This window comes from Pseudarthrobacter woesei, assembly GCF_055412745.1.
Genome location: NZ_JBVAYU010000007.1, coordinates 84,363 through 100,072 on the forward strand (window position 1 = coordinate 84,363; position 15,710 = coordinate 100,072).

The 15,710-nt window shown below is 67.6% G+C and carries 10 protein-coding genes; 3 read left to right on the forward strand and 7 right to left on the reverse strand.

Going from position 1 to position 15,710, the window contains the following annotated elements; all coding sequences use genetic code 11:
• The first annotated feature begins 6 nt into the window (after positions 1-6).
• The 3 genes from ACZYZE_RS11765 to ACZYZE_RS11775 all read left to right on the forward strand — a co-directional run bounded on the left by ACZYZE_RS11765 (position 7) and on the right by ACZYZE_RS11775 (position 4,992).
• On the forward strand, positions 7-1,362 hold the full coding sequence (locus ACZYZE_RS11765) for an HRDC domain-containing protein (RefSeq protein ID WP_463907836.1): 1,356 nt from the start codon (positions 7-9) through the stop codon (positions 1,360-1,362).
• 184 nt (positions 1,363-1,546) lie between these two features.
• A complete protein-coding gene (locus ACZYZE_RS11770) occupies positions 1,547-2,818 on the forward strand; it encodes a thiolase family protein (protein WP_463907970.1) in 1,272 nt (423 codons plus the stop codon).
• Positions 2,815-4,992 carry a 3-hydroxyacyl-CoA dehydrogenase NAD-binding domain-containing protein gene (locus ACZYZE_RS11775; protein ID WP_463907837.1) on the forward strand — a complete coding sequence of 726 codons (2,178 nt, stop codon included), beginning with the start codon at positions 2,815-2,817 and terminating at the stop codon, positions 4,990-4,992. The genes ACZYZE_RS11770 and ACZYZE_RS11775 overlap by 4 nt, the downstream gene beginning before the upstream one ends.
• A gap of 87 nt (positions 4,993-5,079) precedes the next feature.
• Here ACZYZE_RS11775 and ACZYZE_RS11780 read toward each other — a convergent pair whose 3' ends face one another.
• The 7 genes from ACZYZE_RS11780 to ACZYZE_RS11810 form a co-directional block, all read right to left on the reverse strand.
• On the reverse strand, positions 5,080-6,057 hold the full coding sequence (locus tag ACZYZE_RS11780; protein WP_459317225.1) for an aldo/keto reductase: 978 nt from the start codon (positions 6,055-6,057) through the stop codon (positions 5,080-5,082).
• Between the two features lie 71 nt (positions 6,058-6,128).
• A complete protein-coding gene (locus tag ACZYZE_RS11785; RefSeq protein WP_459317224.1) occupies positions 6,129-6,347 on the reverse strand; it encodes a helix-hairpin-helix domain-containing protein in 219 nt (72 codons plus the stop codon).
• Between the two features lie 54 nt (positions 6,348-6,401).
• The gene (locus tag ACZYZE_RS11790; RefSeq protein WP_463907840.1) at positions 6,402-6,959 is read right to left on the reverse strand and encodes a hypothetical protein; all 558 of its coding nucleotides are present in this window, start codon (positions 6,957-6,959) and stop codon (positions 6,402-6,404) included.
• Positions 6,960-7,055: 96 nt separating this feature from the next.
• Positions 7,056-9,029: a 1-deoxy-D-xylulose-5-phosphate synthase gene (dxs, locus tag ACZYZE_RS11795; protein ID WP_463907842.1), complete on the reverse strand. Its 1,974-nt coding sequence runs from the start codon at positions 9,027-9,029 to the stop codon at positions 7,056-7,058.
• Between the two features lie 237 nt (positions 9,030-9,266).
• Positions 9,267-12,077, reverse strand: a complete 2,811-nt coding sequence (locus ACZYZE_RS11800) for an aconitate hydratase (protein ID WP_463907844.1) — start codon at positions 12,075-12,077, stop codon at positions 9,267-9,269.
• A gap of 155 nt (positions 12,078-12,232) precedes the next feature.
• Complete coding sequence (locus ACZYZE_RS11805; protein WP_463907846.1) at positions 12,233-13,579, reverse strand: class I SAM-dependent RNA methyltransferase; 1,347 nt, start codon at positions 13,577-13,579, stop codon at positions 12,233-12,235.
• On the reverse strand, positions 13,576-15,552 hold the full coding sequence (locus ACZYZE_RS11810; RefSeq protein ID WP_459317294.1) for an APC family permease: 1,977 nt from the start codon (positions 15,550-15,552) through the stop codon (positions 13,576-13,578). The genes ACZYZE_RS11805 and ACZYZE_RS11810 overlap by 4 nt, the downstream gene beginning before the upstream one ends.
• Between the last annotated feature and the right edge of the window lie 158 nt (positions 15,553-15,710).

The window sequence follows — 15,710 nt, forward strand, 5'->3', positions numbered from 1 at the left end:
CTCATCATGACCCCTCACATCCCGGAAATCACCACGGCCGCCGCACCAGGCAACCCAGAGGCCGCTGACACCACAGCCCACATCGCGGTGGACGGCTTCGACAGCCTGGTCCCCGAGGTTATCGACCTCGATGCCCCCCGCGACGGCGTGCCGCTCGTCATTGAAACCCAATCCGGCCTGGAACGCTGCGCCGCGGCCCTCGCCGCAGGACACGGCCCCGCGGGTGTCGACGCCGAACGTGCCTCCGGTTTCCGCTACGGCCAGCGCGCCTTCCTCGTCCAGATCCGCCGCGAAGGCGCCGGCACCTGGCTGATCGATCCGGAGCCCTTCGGGGACCTGAGGATCGTCAACGACGCCCTGCGCGGCGTCGAATGGATCCTGCACGCCGCCAGCCAGGACCTGCCCTGCCTGTCCGAACTCGGCATGTGGCCGGACAAACTCTTTGACACCGAACTGGCCGCCCGCCTCGCCGGCCTGCCGCGCGTCGGTCTCGCCGCGGTGATCGAACAGCTGCTCGGCTTCGGCCTGGCGAAGGAACATTCGGCCGCCGACTGGTCCACCCGCCCGCTGCCGGAACCCTGGCTGCGCTACGCGGCCCTCGACGTCGAGGTCCTGACCGAGCTGCGCGAGGAGCTGATCGAGCTCCTCGTAGCCGACGGCAAACTCGACTTCGCCGGGCAGGAGTTCGCCGCCATCCTCGAGTCAGGGCAGGCGCCTCCGCGCGTCGACCCGTGGCGCAAGACTTCCGGGCTGCACCAGATCCGCGACCGCCGCCAGCTGGCCGCTGTCCGCGAACTCTGGATCGAGCGCGACTCGCTGGCCCAGAAGCGCGACGTCGCCCCGGGCCGGCTCCTGCCGGACTCGGCCCTCGTGGCCGCCGCGAAGGCCATGCCCGGCACCGTGCCGCAACTGCTGGGCACCAAGGGTTTCCACGGCCGGGCGGCCCAGCGCGAGGCCCCGCGCTGGCTGCGCTGCATCAGCACGGCCCGGACCCTCGAGGAGCTCCCTCCCCTCCACCTGGCCACCAATGCTCCCCCGCCGCCGCGGGTCTGGGCAGAACGGGATCCGGACGCCGCCGCGAGGCTCGCCACCGCCCGGCCCCTGCTGCAGGCCAAAGCCGATGAGATCAACATGCCGCTGGAGAATCTGTTGACGCCGGACTACCTCCGCCGCGTCGCCTGGCGCCCGCCGGCCGAGCTGAGCGAAGAAGGCATCGCCGAGGAGCTACAGAACCTCGGCGCCCGCCAGTGGCAGATCGAACTCACCACCCCGCTTATCACCGAGGCCTTCCTGAACCCCAGGCCACTGCCGGAAAAGACACCCAAGGCAGCTGCCGGGGCAGCGCCCGACAGCGCACTTTAAGCCGCGGACGCCCAAACTCCTTGCCAGCTATGTTACTCGCGAGTAACATGTTGATTGATGTCGTCCGGATTCCCGCTGCCCATGGCACCTCCTGCCATGGGCGCGGCTCCGGCACCCATGTCTCAATGAGGAGTAACACGTGAGCCAAGACCGCCCAAGCGGAGAACACAGCAGCGGAAGACGCATCACCGAAAACCCGGGCAGCGCGAATTCCCGCACCGTCCGCGACGTCGTTTTCGTTGACGGCGTCCGCACCCCGTTCGGCCGCGCCGGCGAGAAGGGCATCTACGCCGGGACCCGCGCCGATGACCTCGTGGTCAAGTGCATCCGGGAACTGATGCGCCGCAACCCGTCCCTTCCCGCCGAACGGATCGACGAGGTGGCCATCGCCGCCACGACGCAGACCGGCGACCAGGGCCTGACCATCGGCCGTACCGCGGCCCTGCTGGCCGGGCTGCCCCGCACGGTGCCCGGCTTCGCGATCGATCGGATGTGCGCCGGCGCCATGACCGCCGTGACGACGACGGCGAGCGGCATCGGCTTCGGCGCCTACGACGTCGTGATCGCCGGCGGCGTGGAGCACATGGGCAACCACCCGATGGGCGCCGGCGCGGACCCCAACCCGCGCTTTATGTCCGAACGGATCGTGGATCCGGCCGCCCTGAACATGGGCAACACCGCCGAGAACCTGCACGACCGCTTCCCTGCGATCACCAAGGACCGCGCCGACGCGTACGCCGTCGCGTCCCAGGACAAGCTGGCCGCCGCCTACGCGGAGGGCCGGATCCAGCTCGATCTGGTGCCCGTCGCCACGATGAAGCCCGGCCAGGGCTGGACGGTCAACACCGTGGATGAGCCGCCGCGCCCCGGCACCTCGGTGGAGGACCTCGCCGGCCTGAAAACCCCCTTCCGGGCCCATGGCCGCGTCACAGCCGGCAACGCCGCCGGCCTCAACGACGGCGCCACCGCCGCCCTGCTGGCCTCCGCCGACGCCGCCGAGGAACTCGGCCTGCCGGTCAAGATGCGCCTGGTCAGCTATGCCTTCGCCGGAGTCGAGCCCGAGGTCATGGGCATCGGCCCGGTTCCCGCCACGGAAAAGGCCCTCAGGAACGCCGGGTTGGGCATCGGAGACATCGGACTGTTCGAAATCAACGAGGCGTTCGCCGTCCAGGTCCTCAGCTTCCTGGACCACTTCGGCATCGCCGACAACGACCCCCGGGTCAACCGCTACGGCGGCGCGATCGCCGTCGGGCACCCGCTGGCTTCCTCCGGTGTCCGGCTGATGAACCAGCTGGCACGCCAGTTCGAGGAGGACCCTGCCGTCCGCTTCGGCATGACCACCATGTGCATCGGCCTGGGCATGGGCGCCACCGTGATCTGGGAAAACCCGCACCACGCCGGCTATGGCACCGCCTACACCGAGACCACCGCCACCGAGACTGGAGCCGCAGCATGAGCGCCGCAGATTTCCGCAAGCTTGCCGACCTCTTCCCGAACGAGTCGGTGACCCACTCCTACGTCCAGGACATCACGCTCCCCGCCGTCGATGGCAAGAGCCCCGGCACCTTCGCCCTGGTCACGCTGGATAACGGCCTTGACCACTCCAAGCCCACCACCCTGGGTCCCAACACCCTGATCGAACTCGGCACCGTCCTTGAAGGGCTGAAGGAACGCGCCGCCCGCGGTGAGATCACCGGCGTCGGCGTCACCGGCAAGCCCTACTTCCTGGTCGCCGGCGCGGACCTGTCCACGGTGAAGTCCATCAGCGGCCGCGAGCACGGGCTCTGGATGGCCCAGCTGGGCCACGACGTGTACGCCACCCTGGCCAACCTGGGCGTGCCCAGCTTCGCTTTCATCAACGGCCTCGCCCTCGGCGGCGGGCTGGAGATCGCGCTGCAGTCCACCTACCGCACCGTCTCCACCGGTGCCGGTGCGCTGGCCCTGCCCGAGGCTTTCATCGGCCTCATCCCGGGCTGGGGCGGGGTGTACATCCTGCCGCGGCTCATCGGCCCCGAGAACGCCCTCAAGGTGATGATCGAGAACCCGCTGAGCAACAACCGCACCCTGACCGGGCCGCAGGCGTTCAAGCTCGGCATGGCGGATGCTATGTTCGAGCCCGCCGACTTCGTCGAGCAGTCCGTCGCCTGGGCGGCCAAGGTGATCGCCGGCGCCGTGACGCCGGAACGGGCCAACGCCGTCGACCCCGCCGAACCGGAGGTCGCGGCCCGCTGGGCCGGCGCCATCGCTGCGGGACGCGCCTTCGTGGAGGCCAAAACCTCCAACGCTTCTCCCGCGCCGGCGAAGGTCCTCGAGGTGATGGAAGCCAACCGCACGCTGACGCAGGCCCAGTCCGCGGAGCTGGAATGCGAGACCCTCGCGGACCTGATGCAGACCGATGAGTTCCGCTCCACCGTCTACGCCTTCCTGGACCTTGTCCAGCGCCGGTCCAAGCGCCCCGCGGGCGCCCCGGACCGCAAGCTCGCCCGCCCGGTGACCAAGATCGGCGTTGTCGGCGCCGGGCTGATGGCGAGCCAGCTCGCCCTGCTCTTCGCCCGCCAGCTCAAGGTGCCCGTGGTCATGACGGACATCGATCAGGCCCGCGTGGACAAGGGCGTGGGCTACGTCCATGCCGAGGTGGACAAACTGCTGGCGAAAGGACGAATCAGCTCCGACGCCGCCAACCGGACCCGGGCGCTCGTCTCCGGTTCAGTCTCCAAGGACGCCTTCTCCGACGCCGACTTCGTCATTGAGGCCGTCTTCGAGGAGCTCAACGTGAAGAAGCAGGTCTTCAAGGAGGTCGAGGCGATCGTTTCGCCCGAGTGCATCCTCGCCACGAACACGTCCTCGCTGTCCGTCACCGCAATGGCCGAGGATCTGGCGCACCCGGAGCGCCTCGTCGGCTTCCACTTCTTCAATCCGGTGGCCGTGATGCCGTTGCTGGAGATCGTGCGTGCTCCGAAGACCGACGACGCCGTGCTGGCCACCGCGTTCGAGCTCGCCAAGGGACTCAAGAAGTCCGCCGTGCTGGTCAAGGACGCCCCGGCGTTTGTGGTCAACCGCCTGCTGCTCCGCCTGATGGGGGAAGTGACCGCGGCCTTCGACGAGGGCACCCCCGCCGAGGTGGCGGACAACGCGCTGCGCCCGATGGGCCTGCCCATGACGCCGTTCGTCCTCGGCTCTATGGTGGGCCTGCCCGTCGCGCAGCACGTCCAGGAATCCCTCAACGCCGCGTTCCCTGACCGCTTCACCGTATCGCAAAACCTGCAGAAACTCATCGACAGCGGCGTGAAGTCCATCTGGGCCGTGCAGGACGGGGCACCGGAGAAGGGCACGGACGGTAAGCCGTTCATCCCGGCCGGCACCCTGGCGCTGATGTCCTTCGGCAGCACCCCGTCCACCGCCGAGCAGGTGCTGCGTCGCACGCAGGATGCGCTGGCCGAGGAAATCGGGCTGATGCTCGCCGAGGGCGTCGTGGCCGGACCGGAGGACATCGACCTCTGCATGATCCTCGGGGCCGGCTGGCCGATGTTCCTTGGCGGCATCACCCCGTACCTGGACCGGGTGGGCGCCTCCGAGCGGGTCAACGGCAGGAAGTTCCTGGCGCCCGGCGTGGCGTCCGAACCGGCATAGGCCCAGGCCGCCCGTCCTAGGGCCGAACGCCGGCCGGCGCCGTCGTCCGGACTGCAGTCCCCACCGCGGTCCGGACGGCGGCGTTTTCTAGAACAGCGCGACCTTCGGCGTGCGCGGGAAGAGGTCGGTGAGCTCGGCAAGTTCCGCGGCGCTGGGGATCCAGGCCACGGCAGCGGCGTTCTGCCGGACCTGTTCGGGCCGGGTGGCGCCAGCGATGACGCTGCTGACCGAGGGCTGCGCCGCGAGCCAGGAGAACGCAACCTGGATCTCGTTCAGGCCCCGCTCCGCTGCGAAGGCGCTGAAGGCACCGAGCTGTTCCCAGTCCGCGTCGTGGACGAGGTTGGTGCGGGTGTGGCTGAGGCGGGATCCCTCCGGCGCGGCGTCCTTGGCGTACTTGCCGGTCAGCAGGCCGTTGGCCAGTGGGAAGTATGGCAGGACGCCCAAGCCGTAGGCCTCTGCCGCGGGCGTGACCTCGAGTTCGGCACGGCGGTCCAGCAGGTTGTAGTGGTTCTGGCTGGAGATGAAGCGCGCTCCCCCGCGGGCCCGGGCCACGAATTCGGCCTCGGCAATCTGCCAGCCGGCCCGGTTGGAGTGGCCGATGTACCTGACCTTGCCGCTGCTGATGAGCTCGTCGAGGGCCGCGAGGGTCTCCTCGATCGGCGTCAGCGGGTCGGGGACATGGAACTGGTAGAGGTCGATCCAATCGGTGCCAAGCCGGCGCAGGGAGGCCTCCGCGGCCTTGATAATGTAGCGGCGCGAGCCGCGGGCACCGAAGTCGTTGCCGTTGGCCCCCCGCATGTCCATGCCGAATTTGGTGGCGACCACAGCGTCGTCGCGGCACCCCCGAAGGGCCTTGCCCAGCATCGTCTCGCTGAGGCCCGGCTCCCGGCCGTAGGTGTCCGCGACGTCGAAGAACGTAATTCCGGTGTCCAGGGCCGCATGCACGACGGCGTCGGTCCCCTCCTGCGACTCGGTGGCCGTATTGGACCGGCCCAGGTTGTTGCAGCCAAGTCCCACGACGGAGACGGTCAGTCCGGAATTTCCTACGCGGCGGTATTCAGTCATGGGGTTCAGCCTATAACGGCCGGGCGCGGCGGCCAGGCGGTCCCGGCGCCGGGCCCCAGACGGATGGCCTGCTAATACCGGGGCAGCTCCAGCCCATGTTCGTCCAGGGCGTCCTGCAGTTGGGCCAGCGTCCCCGGCCCCATCCCGTGCAGTCCGGAGAGTCGCTGCCCGCCGAGCTCCACCATCTGCTCGAGGGTCTCCACACCCTCGTGGGCGAGGGCCCGCCGGGCGGGAGCCGCTATCCCCCGCGGAAGCGGGGTGCGGCCGGGCTCAACTGATTTTGGCGCCATGAGGAATGCCTTCCGATCGAAGTCCCCCAACAGATGTGGACGTTGCCGGTGCCGCTAGATGCTGAAGCTGTTCGCCGGCTTCGGTGAGTGCTTAAGCTTGAAGGACGTCTCGCCGAAGGCCGCCGCGCCGATGCTCAGCTTGGTGAAATCAAGATCCTCGCCGCGAATGCACACCTTGATGGCGCTCACGGCCTTGTTCACATCCGGGGTCAGGATGAAGATGTTGAGCTTGGAGTCGGAAAATTCGGAGCGCTCCACAATGCCCAGTCCGCGCCAGGCCAGGTGGCTGATCAGGGCGTCCTTTGCCTTCTCTTCGAGGTAGCGGTCCCGGTCCGTGCCGTCCTTGGTCTTCAGGGCATACTGGGCCACGACCCAGGACTGCTCCTGCTCGGGGATCTCGGCGAAGCCGTCTTCGGCGCATTGCACGGCGAAGGCGTCCATCAGACCGTCGGCGGCGGCCGCGTCGGCGACATCGGTCTCCTCGGTCCTGCTCTGATGCCCGACGACGCCGTGGTTCATCACGAACTGGCTGTACTCAGCGTCAAACCAGGCCTCCCTGAAATCGAGGACCCCTTCGTCGTTGCGTTTGTAGACCCGGATAATTCCGCTCATGTGCCAGTTCCTTCCTGAACCGTTCCGCGACAGCACCGGAGGTGGCGCCATTGGACGGTGTTTCTCTTCAGACGTGATTCTCTTCAGAGGTGCCGGCTACAGCAGCGGCAGGCTGCCGGTGCTGGGGTGTTCCTGCCCGGGGAGGGGCCGCGCGAACGGCACCTTGGTCCCCAGGACCTGCGCGACGACGTCGTGCGTGATCTGCTGGGCGGTCAGTCCGACGCGCGCCAGCACCTGGCTGCGGGTTCCGTGGTCCAGGAACGCGACCGGAAGCCCCACCTCGTTGAGGGCCGTGTCCACTCCGGCGGCCCGCATTTCCTGCCGGATCCGGGAGCCAACGCCGCCTGCGCGCACCCCGTCCTCAATGCAGATGACGAGACGGTGGTGGGAGGCGAGGGCGATGATGGAGTTCCGGACAGGGAGGACCCAGCGGGGGTCCACCACGGTGGAGCTGATCCCCTGGGCTCCGAGCCGGTTCGAGACATCCAGCGCGAGTTCGGACATCGCGCCGACGCTGATGATCAGGACGTCGTTTTCGCTCGAGCCGGCCGGCCGCCTGGCCAGCACGTCGACGCCGTCGCTGAGCCGTTCGACCGCTTCGACTTCGGCGCCGACGCTGCCCTTGGAATAGCGAATCACGCTGGGCGCGTCCTCGATCGAGACGGCCTCACGGAGTTCCTCGCGCAGCCGGGTGGCGTCCCGGGGTGCGGCGAGGTGAAGTCCGGGGACGATCTGGACCATGGCCATGTCCCACATGCCGTGGTGACTGGCACCGTCGGGTCCGGTGACGCCCGCCCGGTCCAGGACGATGGTGACGCCGGCCTTGTGCAGGGCCACGTCCATCAGCAACTGGTCGAAGGCGCGGTTCAGGAAGGTCGCGTACACGGCGACGACGGGGTGCAGCCCGCCAAAGGCCATGCCCGCGGCGGAGGTGAGGGCATGCTGTTCGGCGATGCCGACGTCGAACACCCGCTCGGGGTGCCGGGCCGCGAACTTGTGCAGCCCCACGGGGATCAGCATGGCGCCGGTGATGCCCACGATGTCCTTGCGCTCGTCCGCGATGTCGGCGATCTCATCGGCGAACACGGAGGTCCAGGACGTCGAGCCACCGGCCTCGGCGGGCTCGCCCGTCTCCGGGTCGATGATCCCGACGGCGTGGAACTGGTCCGCCTCATGGGCGCGGGCCGGCGCGTAGCCGTGGCCCTTCTCGGTCATGGCGTGGACAATCACGGGTCCCGCGTAGTTCCTTGCGGTGGAGAGGGCATGCTCCATGGCCTGCAGGTTGTGGCCGTCCACGGGGCCGATGTACTTCATGCCGAGGTCCTCGAACATGCCCTGCGGGGCCCACCAGTCCTTGACGCCCTTCTTCATGGCGTGCAGGCTGCGGTAGGTGAACTGGCCGACGATTCCGCCGTTCTGCAGCTTCTTCCGCCACCAGTCCAGGGTGCCTTCGTAGGCCGGCGCGGCGCGGAAGGAATCGATGGTGGGGCGCAGCGAGGCTAGGTAGTCGGCCAACCCGCCCACGGTCGGGGCGTAGGAGCGGCCGTTGTCATTGACGACGATCACAACGCGGCGCTTCTTGTCCGCGGCGATGTTATTGATGGCTTCCCAGGCCATGCCTCCGGTCAGGGCGCCGTCGCCCACAACGGCGATCACGTAGCGGTCGCCGTCGCCGGTGAGCTGCCGGGCGCGGGAGATCCCGTCGGCCCAGGACAGCGAGGAGGAGGCGTGCGAGCTTTCCACGATGTCGTGTTCGGACTCCGCGCGGTCCGGGTAACCGGAGAGGCCGCCCTGCTGGCGCAACGTGCTGAAATCCTGGCGTCCGGTGAGGAGCTTGTGCACGTAGGACTGGTGTCCGGTATCGAAGACGATGCTGTCGCGGGGTGAATCGAAGATCCGGTGCACCGCGATGGTGAGCTCAACGACGCCGAGGTTCGGGCCGAGGTGGCCTCCCGTCTGGGAGACGTTGCCGATCAGGAAGACCCTGACCTCGGCTGCCAGCTGATCCAGCTGAGCCTCGGACAACTTGCTCAGGTCCTGCGGATTCCGGATGGTCTCCAAGATTCCCAACGGCCCCTCCTTCGGGTGGTAGACATACCTTTTAACTCTAACGCCTCCGGAGCGGCCCCGGTGCCGGCACTTGGCCCGGAACGCGAAGGCCCCGGCCGGTCAGTGACCGGCCGGGGCCTTCGCGCTTGCCTGCTGCACCCCCCGAGCGGGAGGAGCCTTCCGCTAGTTGGCCGAGACGATCTCCGCACTCCCGCGGTAAACCCGGCGAAAAAGCGTTGCCGCGTTTACCGCGGGTCCCTACGCCGAGATCTGGCGCAGCACGTACTGCAGGATGCCGCCGTTACGGTAGTAGTCCGCCTCGCCCGGGGTATCGATGCGGAGGACCGCGTCGAAGGACGTGACGGTGCCGTCTTCCGCCGTTGCGGTGACCTTGAGCGTCTTCGGCGTGGTGCCCTCGTTGAGGGCTGTGACGCCCTCAACCGCGAAGGTTTCCATGCCGGTGAGCCCGAGGCTGGCAGCGTTCTGGCCGGCCGGGTACTGCAGGGGCAGGACGCCCATGCCGATCAGGTTCGAGCGGTGGATGCGCTCGTAGCTTTCGGCCACGACGGCCTTGACTCCCAGGAGCGCCGTGCCCTTGGCCGCCCAGTCACGGGACGAACCGGAGCCGTACTCCTTGCCGGCCAGGACCATCAGCGGGATGCCGGCGGCCTGGTAGTTCTGGGCGGCGTCGTAGACGTAGGCCTGCGAGCCGCCCGCCTGCGTGAAGTCGCGGGTGAATCCGCCCTCGACGCCGTCGAGGATCTGGTTCTTGATGCGGATGTTCGCGAAGGTGCCGCGGATCATGACCTCGTGGTTGCCACGGCGTGAGCCGTAGGAGTTGAAGTCCTTGCGCTCCACACCGTTGGCCAGCAGGTACTGCCCGGCCGGGGTGTCCGACTTGAAGGAACCTGCCGGTGAGATGTGGTCCGTCGTGACGGAGTCGCCAAGCTTCAGCAGCACGCGGGCGCCGGTGATGTCCTTGACGGGCTCCGGCGTCGCCTTGATGCCGTCGAAGTACGGGGGCTTCCGGACGTATGTGGACTTCGGATCCCAGGCGAAGGTGTCGCCGGCCGGGGTGGAGAGCGCCTTCCAGCGGTCGTCGCCGTCGAAGACGCCCTCGTAGCCGCGGGCGAACATGTCCTTGTCAATCGAGGAATCGATGACCTGCTGGACCTCGACCGGGTTCGGCCAGATGTCCTTCAGGAAGACGTCGTTGCCGGCCTGGTCCTGGCCCAGCGCGTCGACTTCGAAGTCAAAGTCCATGGTTCCGGCCAGGGCGTAAGCGATGACCAGCGGCGGGGAGGCCAGGTAGTTCATCTTCACGTCCGGGTTGATCCGGCCTTCGAAGTTACGATTACCGGAGAGCACCGCAGCGACGGAAAGGTCGTTGGCCTGGATGGCCTCGGAGATTTCGGCGTCGAGCGGGCCGGAGTTGCCGATGCACGTGGCGCAGCCGTAGCCGACGATGTAGAAGCCGAGCTTCTCCAGGTACGGGGTCAGGCCCGACTTGTTGTAGTAGTCGGTGACAACCTTGGAACCGGGAGCCACGGAGGTCTTGACCCACGGCTTCGAGGCCAGGCCCTTTTCGACGGCGTTGCGGGCCAGCAGTGCGGCGGCCAGCATCACGGACGGGTTGGACGTGTTGGTGCAGGACGTGATCGACGCGATGGAGACTGCGCCGTGGTCCAGCTCGAACTCGCGGCCGTCTGCGGTTTTGACGCTCACCTTGTTGGCCGGGCGGCCGTTGGACTTCGGACCGTGCGCGTGCGGGGCCTCGTCCGTCAGGTGCGTTCCGGAGGCGGTGAACGACGGTGCGTCCGAGGCCGGGAAGCTTTCGTCGATCGCTTCGTCCAGGCTTCCGCCGGCCAGCTCTTCCTTCACGTAGTTGCGCAGGTCCTGGCGGAACTGGGCCTTCGACTCGGTGAGGATGATGCGGTCCTGCGGACGCTTCGGGCCGGAGATCGACGGAACAACCGTGGACAGGTCCAGCTCGAGGTACTCGGAGAACTTGATCTCATGCGACGGATCGTGCCAGAGGCCCTGTTCCTTCGCGTAGGCCTCGACGAGGGCTACGTTCTGCTCGGACCGGCCGGTGAGGCGCAGGTAGTCGAGGGTGACGTCGTCGATCGGGAACATGGCGGCCGTGGAGCCGAACTCCGGGCTCATGTTGCCGATCGTGGCGCGGTTGGCCAGCGGCACAGCCGCGACGCCTTCGCCGTAGAACTCCACGAACTTGCCCACCACACCGTGCTTGCGCAGCTGTTCGGTAATGGTCAGCACGACGTCGGTGGCGGTGGCGCCGGCCGGGATGGACCCGGTCAGCTTGAAGCCCACGACGCGCGGGATCAGCATGGAGACGGGCTGGCCGAGCATGGCAGCCTCGGCTTCGATGCCGCCGACGCCCCAGCCCAGCACGCCCAGGCCGTTGACCATGGTGGTGTGCGAGTCGGTGCCGACACAGGTGTCCGGGTAGGCCCGGAGCACGCCGTCGATTTCGCGGGTCATGACGGTGCGTGCCAGGTACTCGATGTTGACCTGGTGCACGATGCCGGTTCCCGGCGGGACGACCTTGAAGTCGTCGAACGCGGTCTGGCCCCAGCGCAGGAACTGGTAACGCTCACCATTGCGCTGGTACTCGATCTCCATGTTGCGCTCCAGTGCGCCGGAGTTGCCGAAGGCATCGATCTGCACCGAGTGGTCAATCACCATTTCGGCCGGTGCCAGCGGGTTCACCCGCTTGGGGTCACCGCCAAGCTCCTTGACTGCCTCACGCATGGTGGCAAGGTCCACAACGCAGGGCACGCCAGTGAAGTCCTGCATGATCACGCGCGCCGGCGTGAACTGGATTTCAGTGTCGGGCTCGGCGCTGGGATCCCAGCCGGCCAGTGCGCGGACGTGACCGGCCGTAATGTTGGCGCCGTCCTCGGTCCGCAACAGGTTTTCAAGCAATACCTTGAGGCTGAACGGAAGGTTTTTTGCACCTTCAACGGAGTTCAACCGGAAAATTTCATATTCGGTACCGGCTACATTAAGTTTGCCTTTTGAACCGAAGCTGTCCACAATGCTCATCGCAGGACTCCTCTCGCAACAGTTTCATCTTTGTCGCGCCGCAGACCCCTTACTAGTTAGGCAAACCTAACTAGTACAAGGTTCAATGCAGGGTGCATGAGGTCAGCCGTGATTACGGAGCGCGACGTCGGACTACTCCGCCCATCGTAGTGGCATCAGCCCCGGGGCGTCAGCAGCGCCACAGTCTCCATGTGGTGGGTATGCGGATAGAGGTCGAAGGCGCGCAGCCCCGACAGCTCCCAGCCGCCCTGCTGGAAGTAGCCCAGATCGCGGGCAAACGACGCCGGATCGCAGGACACATAAGCTACGGCGCGGGCGCCGGCACCGATCACCTGGTTCACCACCGCTTTGCCGGCACCGGCCCGGGGCGGGTCCAGCAGGATGGCGTCAAAGTCACGTGCCTTCTCGCGCAGCACCCGTTCCACCCGGCCCTGGACAATTTCGACCTGGGACGCGTCATGAAGGTTTTTCCGGGCGTCCCGGCTGCTCCCGGGCGATCCTTCCACCGAGAGTACCGACCCGGTCACGCCGACGGCGCCGGCCAGGGGCGCGGTGAAGAGGCCCGCCCCGGCGTACAGGTCCGCCGCCACGGCGCCCGGCTCGAGGAAGCCGCCGTCGTGCAGGAAACCGGTCACGGCCCCCACCAGGGTGTCGGGGGCCTCCCGGTGGATCTGCCAGAAACCGTCGCCGGTGACGCGGTAGTCGTGGCCGGCCGCGGTCTCCTGGACGTAGGTGCGGCCGCGCAGCCGCAGCACCTCGCCCTTGACCGGGTCAAAACTGGCCACCGAGACGTCTTCGGGCAGTTGGGCGAGGACGGCGCTGAGCCGCTTGGCCCGGGTGCCGGCGGCGGGAACCAGGAGCACGAGCGGGCGGGAGCCGTTCGCCGGGGCGGCGACCTCAATACGCTCGATGCCCTGCAGGTCGATGTCCCAGAGCCGGAGGTCGTTGATGGCCCCCACGGCCAGCGGCATCTCCCGGACGGGGAGGACCGTATCGGAGCGGTGGGCGTGCATGCCAAGCTTGCCGGCCGGGGTCACGCCGAAGCCGGTGCGGGTCCGCCAGGCGAGGCCCGCTGCCGCCGGCGTTCCCGGCTCCCCCACGGCTTCCACGGTGATGGTGCGTTCGACGCCGGCCAGGCGCTGCAGCTGTTCGGCCAGCACCTCGCCCTTGAGGCTGCGCTGGCGCCCGAGTGAAATGTGGCCGAGTTCGGCCCCGCCCACGGGCGGGTGGCGGTGGGACCAGGAACGCTGCGAGTCGGCAAGGTCCCAGAAATGTTCGACCCGGTCCGGGGAGGCTTCCAGCACCTCCACCACGTCGGCGCGCCAGAACTTGGCCTCCGGGCCCGACTCGGTGAGGCGGACGCGGACCTTTTCGCCGGGGATGCCGTGACGGACGAACACCACCCGCCCCTCGTGCCGGGCAACGCAGTGCCCGCCGTGCGCCACCGGTCCGATGTCGACCACGAGGTCGGTGTGGGCGTGTGTCTGGGTGTCGGGGCTCATTGGATATCCTGCAGTCTCTTTGCTTCTTCGGACGACTTGAGTTGCCACGGCACGCTCGCCACCATAACGCCCGGCTCGAAGTGCAGCCGGGTTTTGATCCGCAGCGCGGTCTGGTTGTGCACCAGCTGCTCCCACCACTTGCCCACCACGTACTCGGGAATGTAGACCACGATCAGGTCACGCGGCGAATCACGGCGCATGTTCTTGATGTACTCCATGATGGGTGTCACGGTTTCGCGGAACGGGCTGGCCAGCACCGTCAACGGTACCGGGATTTCCAGTTTCTCCCAGTCCGCGATGGTCTGTTCGGTTTCCTCGGGGCTGATGTCCACCGTGATGGCGTCCAGCCGGGAAGGACGCGAGGCCCGGGCATAGGCCAGCGCGCGCAGCACCGGCTTGCGGACGTGGGAGACCAGCAGCACGGCGTGCACACGGGTGGGCAGGGCCCGGGGCGAGGAGTCCTCGTCCACGGCGAGTTCCTTGGCCACGTTGTCGTAGTGCGCCCGGATGCTCCACATAATGAGGAACAACACGAACATGGCCAGCAGCGCGATCCAGGCGCCCTGCTGGAACTTGGTGACCAGCACGATCACCAGGACCAGGGCCGTCATGCAGAAACCGATCGTGTTGATGGTGCGGGACTTGAGCATCCGCAGCTTCAGGGCCGGGTCCTTGGCGAGCTTCAGTTCCCGTCCCCAGTGCCGGATCATGCCGAGCTGGCTGATCGTGAAGGAAATGAAGACACCCACAATGTAGAGCTGGATGAGCTTGGTGACGTCCGCGTTGAAAGCAATGATCAGCACCAGGGCTCCGGCGGCCAGCGCCAGGACGCCGTTGCTGAACGCCAGCCGGTCTCCGCGGGTGCGCAGCTGTCGCGGCAGGTAGCCGTCCTGAGCCAGGATTGAGCCGAGGACCGGGAAGCCGTTGAACGCGGTATTGGAGGCGAACACCAGGATCACCCCGGTGGCGGCGACCACCAGGAAGAAGAAGATGGAACCCTCACCGAAGATGGTCTGCGCGATCTGGCTGATGGCCGGGCTCTGGATATAGTCCTCGGGCAGGGGCTTGCCGTCCAGCAGGAATTCCTTGGCCGGATCCAGCACGATGCGCACCTTGGTGGCGTTGGCCAGATAGATGATGCCAGCCAGCATGGAGGCGGCGATCACGCCGAGCAGGAGCAATGTGGTGGCGGCGTTTTTGCTCTTGGGTTTCTGAAAGTTCGGCACACCGTTACTGATGGCCTCGATGCCGGTCAATGCTGCGGCGCCGGATGAGAAGGCACGCAGCAGCAGGAACGCGCCGGCGAGACCGACAAGGCCTTCGTCGAAGCCTTCCTCGGGCACGATTGTGAACGCCGCGGACGGCGCCTCGGCCAGCTGGCCGGTGACCGCCTGGAAGGCGCCGACCGCCGTCATGCCCAGGATGGACGCCATGAAGATGTAGGTCGGGACCGCGAAGACGCTGCCGGCTTCCTTGATCCCGCGCAGGTTCACGAGGGCAAGGATGACGACGCCGATCGTGGCGATGGCGGCCTGCTGGCCGTGCAGCGCAGGGACGGCAGTGGTGAGGTAGGTGGCGGCCGAGGACATCGACACGGCGACGGTCAGGACGTAGTCCACGAGCAGCGCGGAGGCGACCGTGAGCCCGGCGTACTTGCCGAGGTTCACGTTGGCGATCTCGTAGTCGCCGCCGCCGGAGGGGTAGGCATGGACGTTTTGCCGGTAGGAGGCGACGACGGTCAGCAGCACCACCATGACGGCAAGCCCCACCCACGGCGAGAACGCCACGGCGCTCACGCCGGCAAGGGCGAGGGTGAGGAGGATTTCATCCGGCGCATACGCCACGGAAGACAGCGCATCGGACGCGAAGATGGGAAGCGCGATCCGCTTCGGAAGCAGGGTGTGGGCCAGGTTGTCGTTCCGGAAAGGCTTGCCTACCAGGACCCGCTTCACGGCATTGAATATTGTCGGCACCACACAAAGCTAGTCTGATTCGGACGCGATGTCATGACGGCGCCGGTCCCCGTCCGCCGGCAGCCGCGCGGCGCCCCGGGGAAGCCGGTCCTTGTGCCGCCCGCGGGGCTGGCCCCGGGGGCGGCCGCGCGGGCCGCCGTGGCCGGTAGAGTTTTACC

Coding starts and splice junctions, on each gene's coding strand:
- ACZYZE_RS11765 (WP_463907836.1), top strand. CDS start 7: ATGACCCCTCACATCCCGGAAATCACCACGGCCGCCGCACCAGGCAAC.
- ACZYZE_RS11775 (WP_463907837.1), top strand. CDS start 2,815: ATGAGCGCCGCAGATTTCCGCAAGCTTGCCGACCTCTTCCCGAACGAG.
- ACZYZE_RS11780 (WP_459317225.1), bottom strand. CDS start 6,057: ATGACTGAATACCGCCGCGTAGGAAATTCCGGACTGACCGTCTCCGTC.
- ACZYZE_RS11785 (WP_459317224.1), bottom strand. CDS start 6,347: ATGGCGCCAAAATCAGTTGAGCCCGGCCGCACCCCGCTTCCGCGGGGG.
- ACZYZE_RS11790 (WP_463907840.1), bottom strand. CDS start 6,959: ATGAGCGGAATTATCCGGGTCTACAAACGCAACGACGAAGGGGTCCTC.
- ACZYZE_RS11800 (WP_463907844.1), bottom strand. CDS start 12,077: ATGAGCATTGTGGACAGCTTCGGTTCAAAAGGCAAACTTAATGTAGCC.
- ACZYZE_RS11805 (WP_463907846.1), bottom strand. CDS start 13,579: ATGAGCCCCGACACCCAGACACACGCCCACACCGACCTCGTGGTCGAC.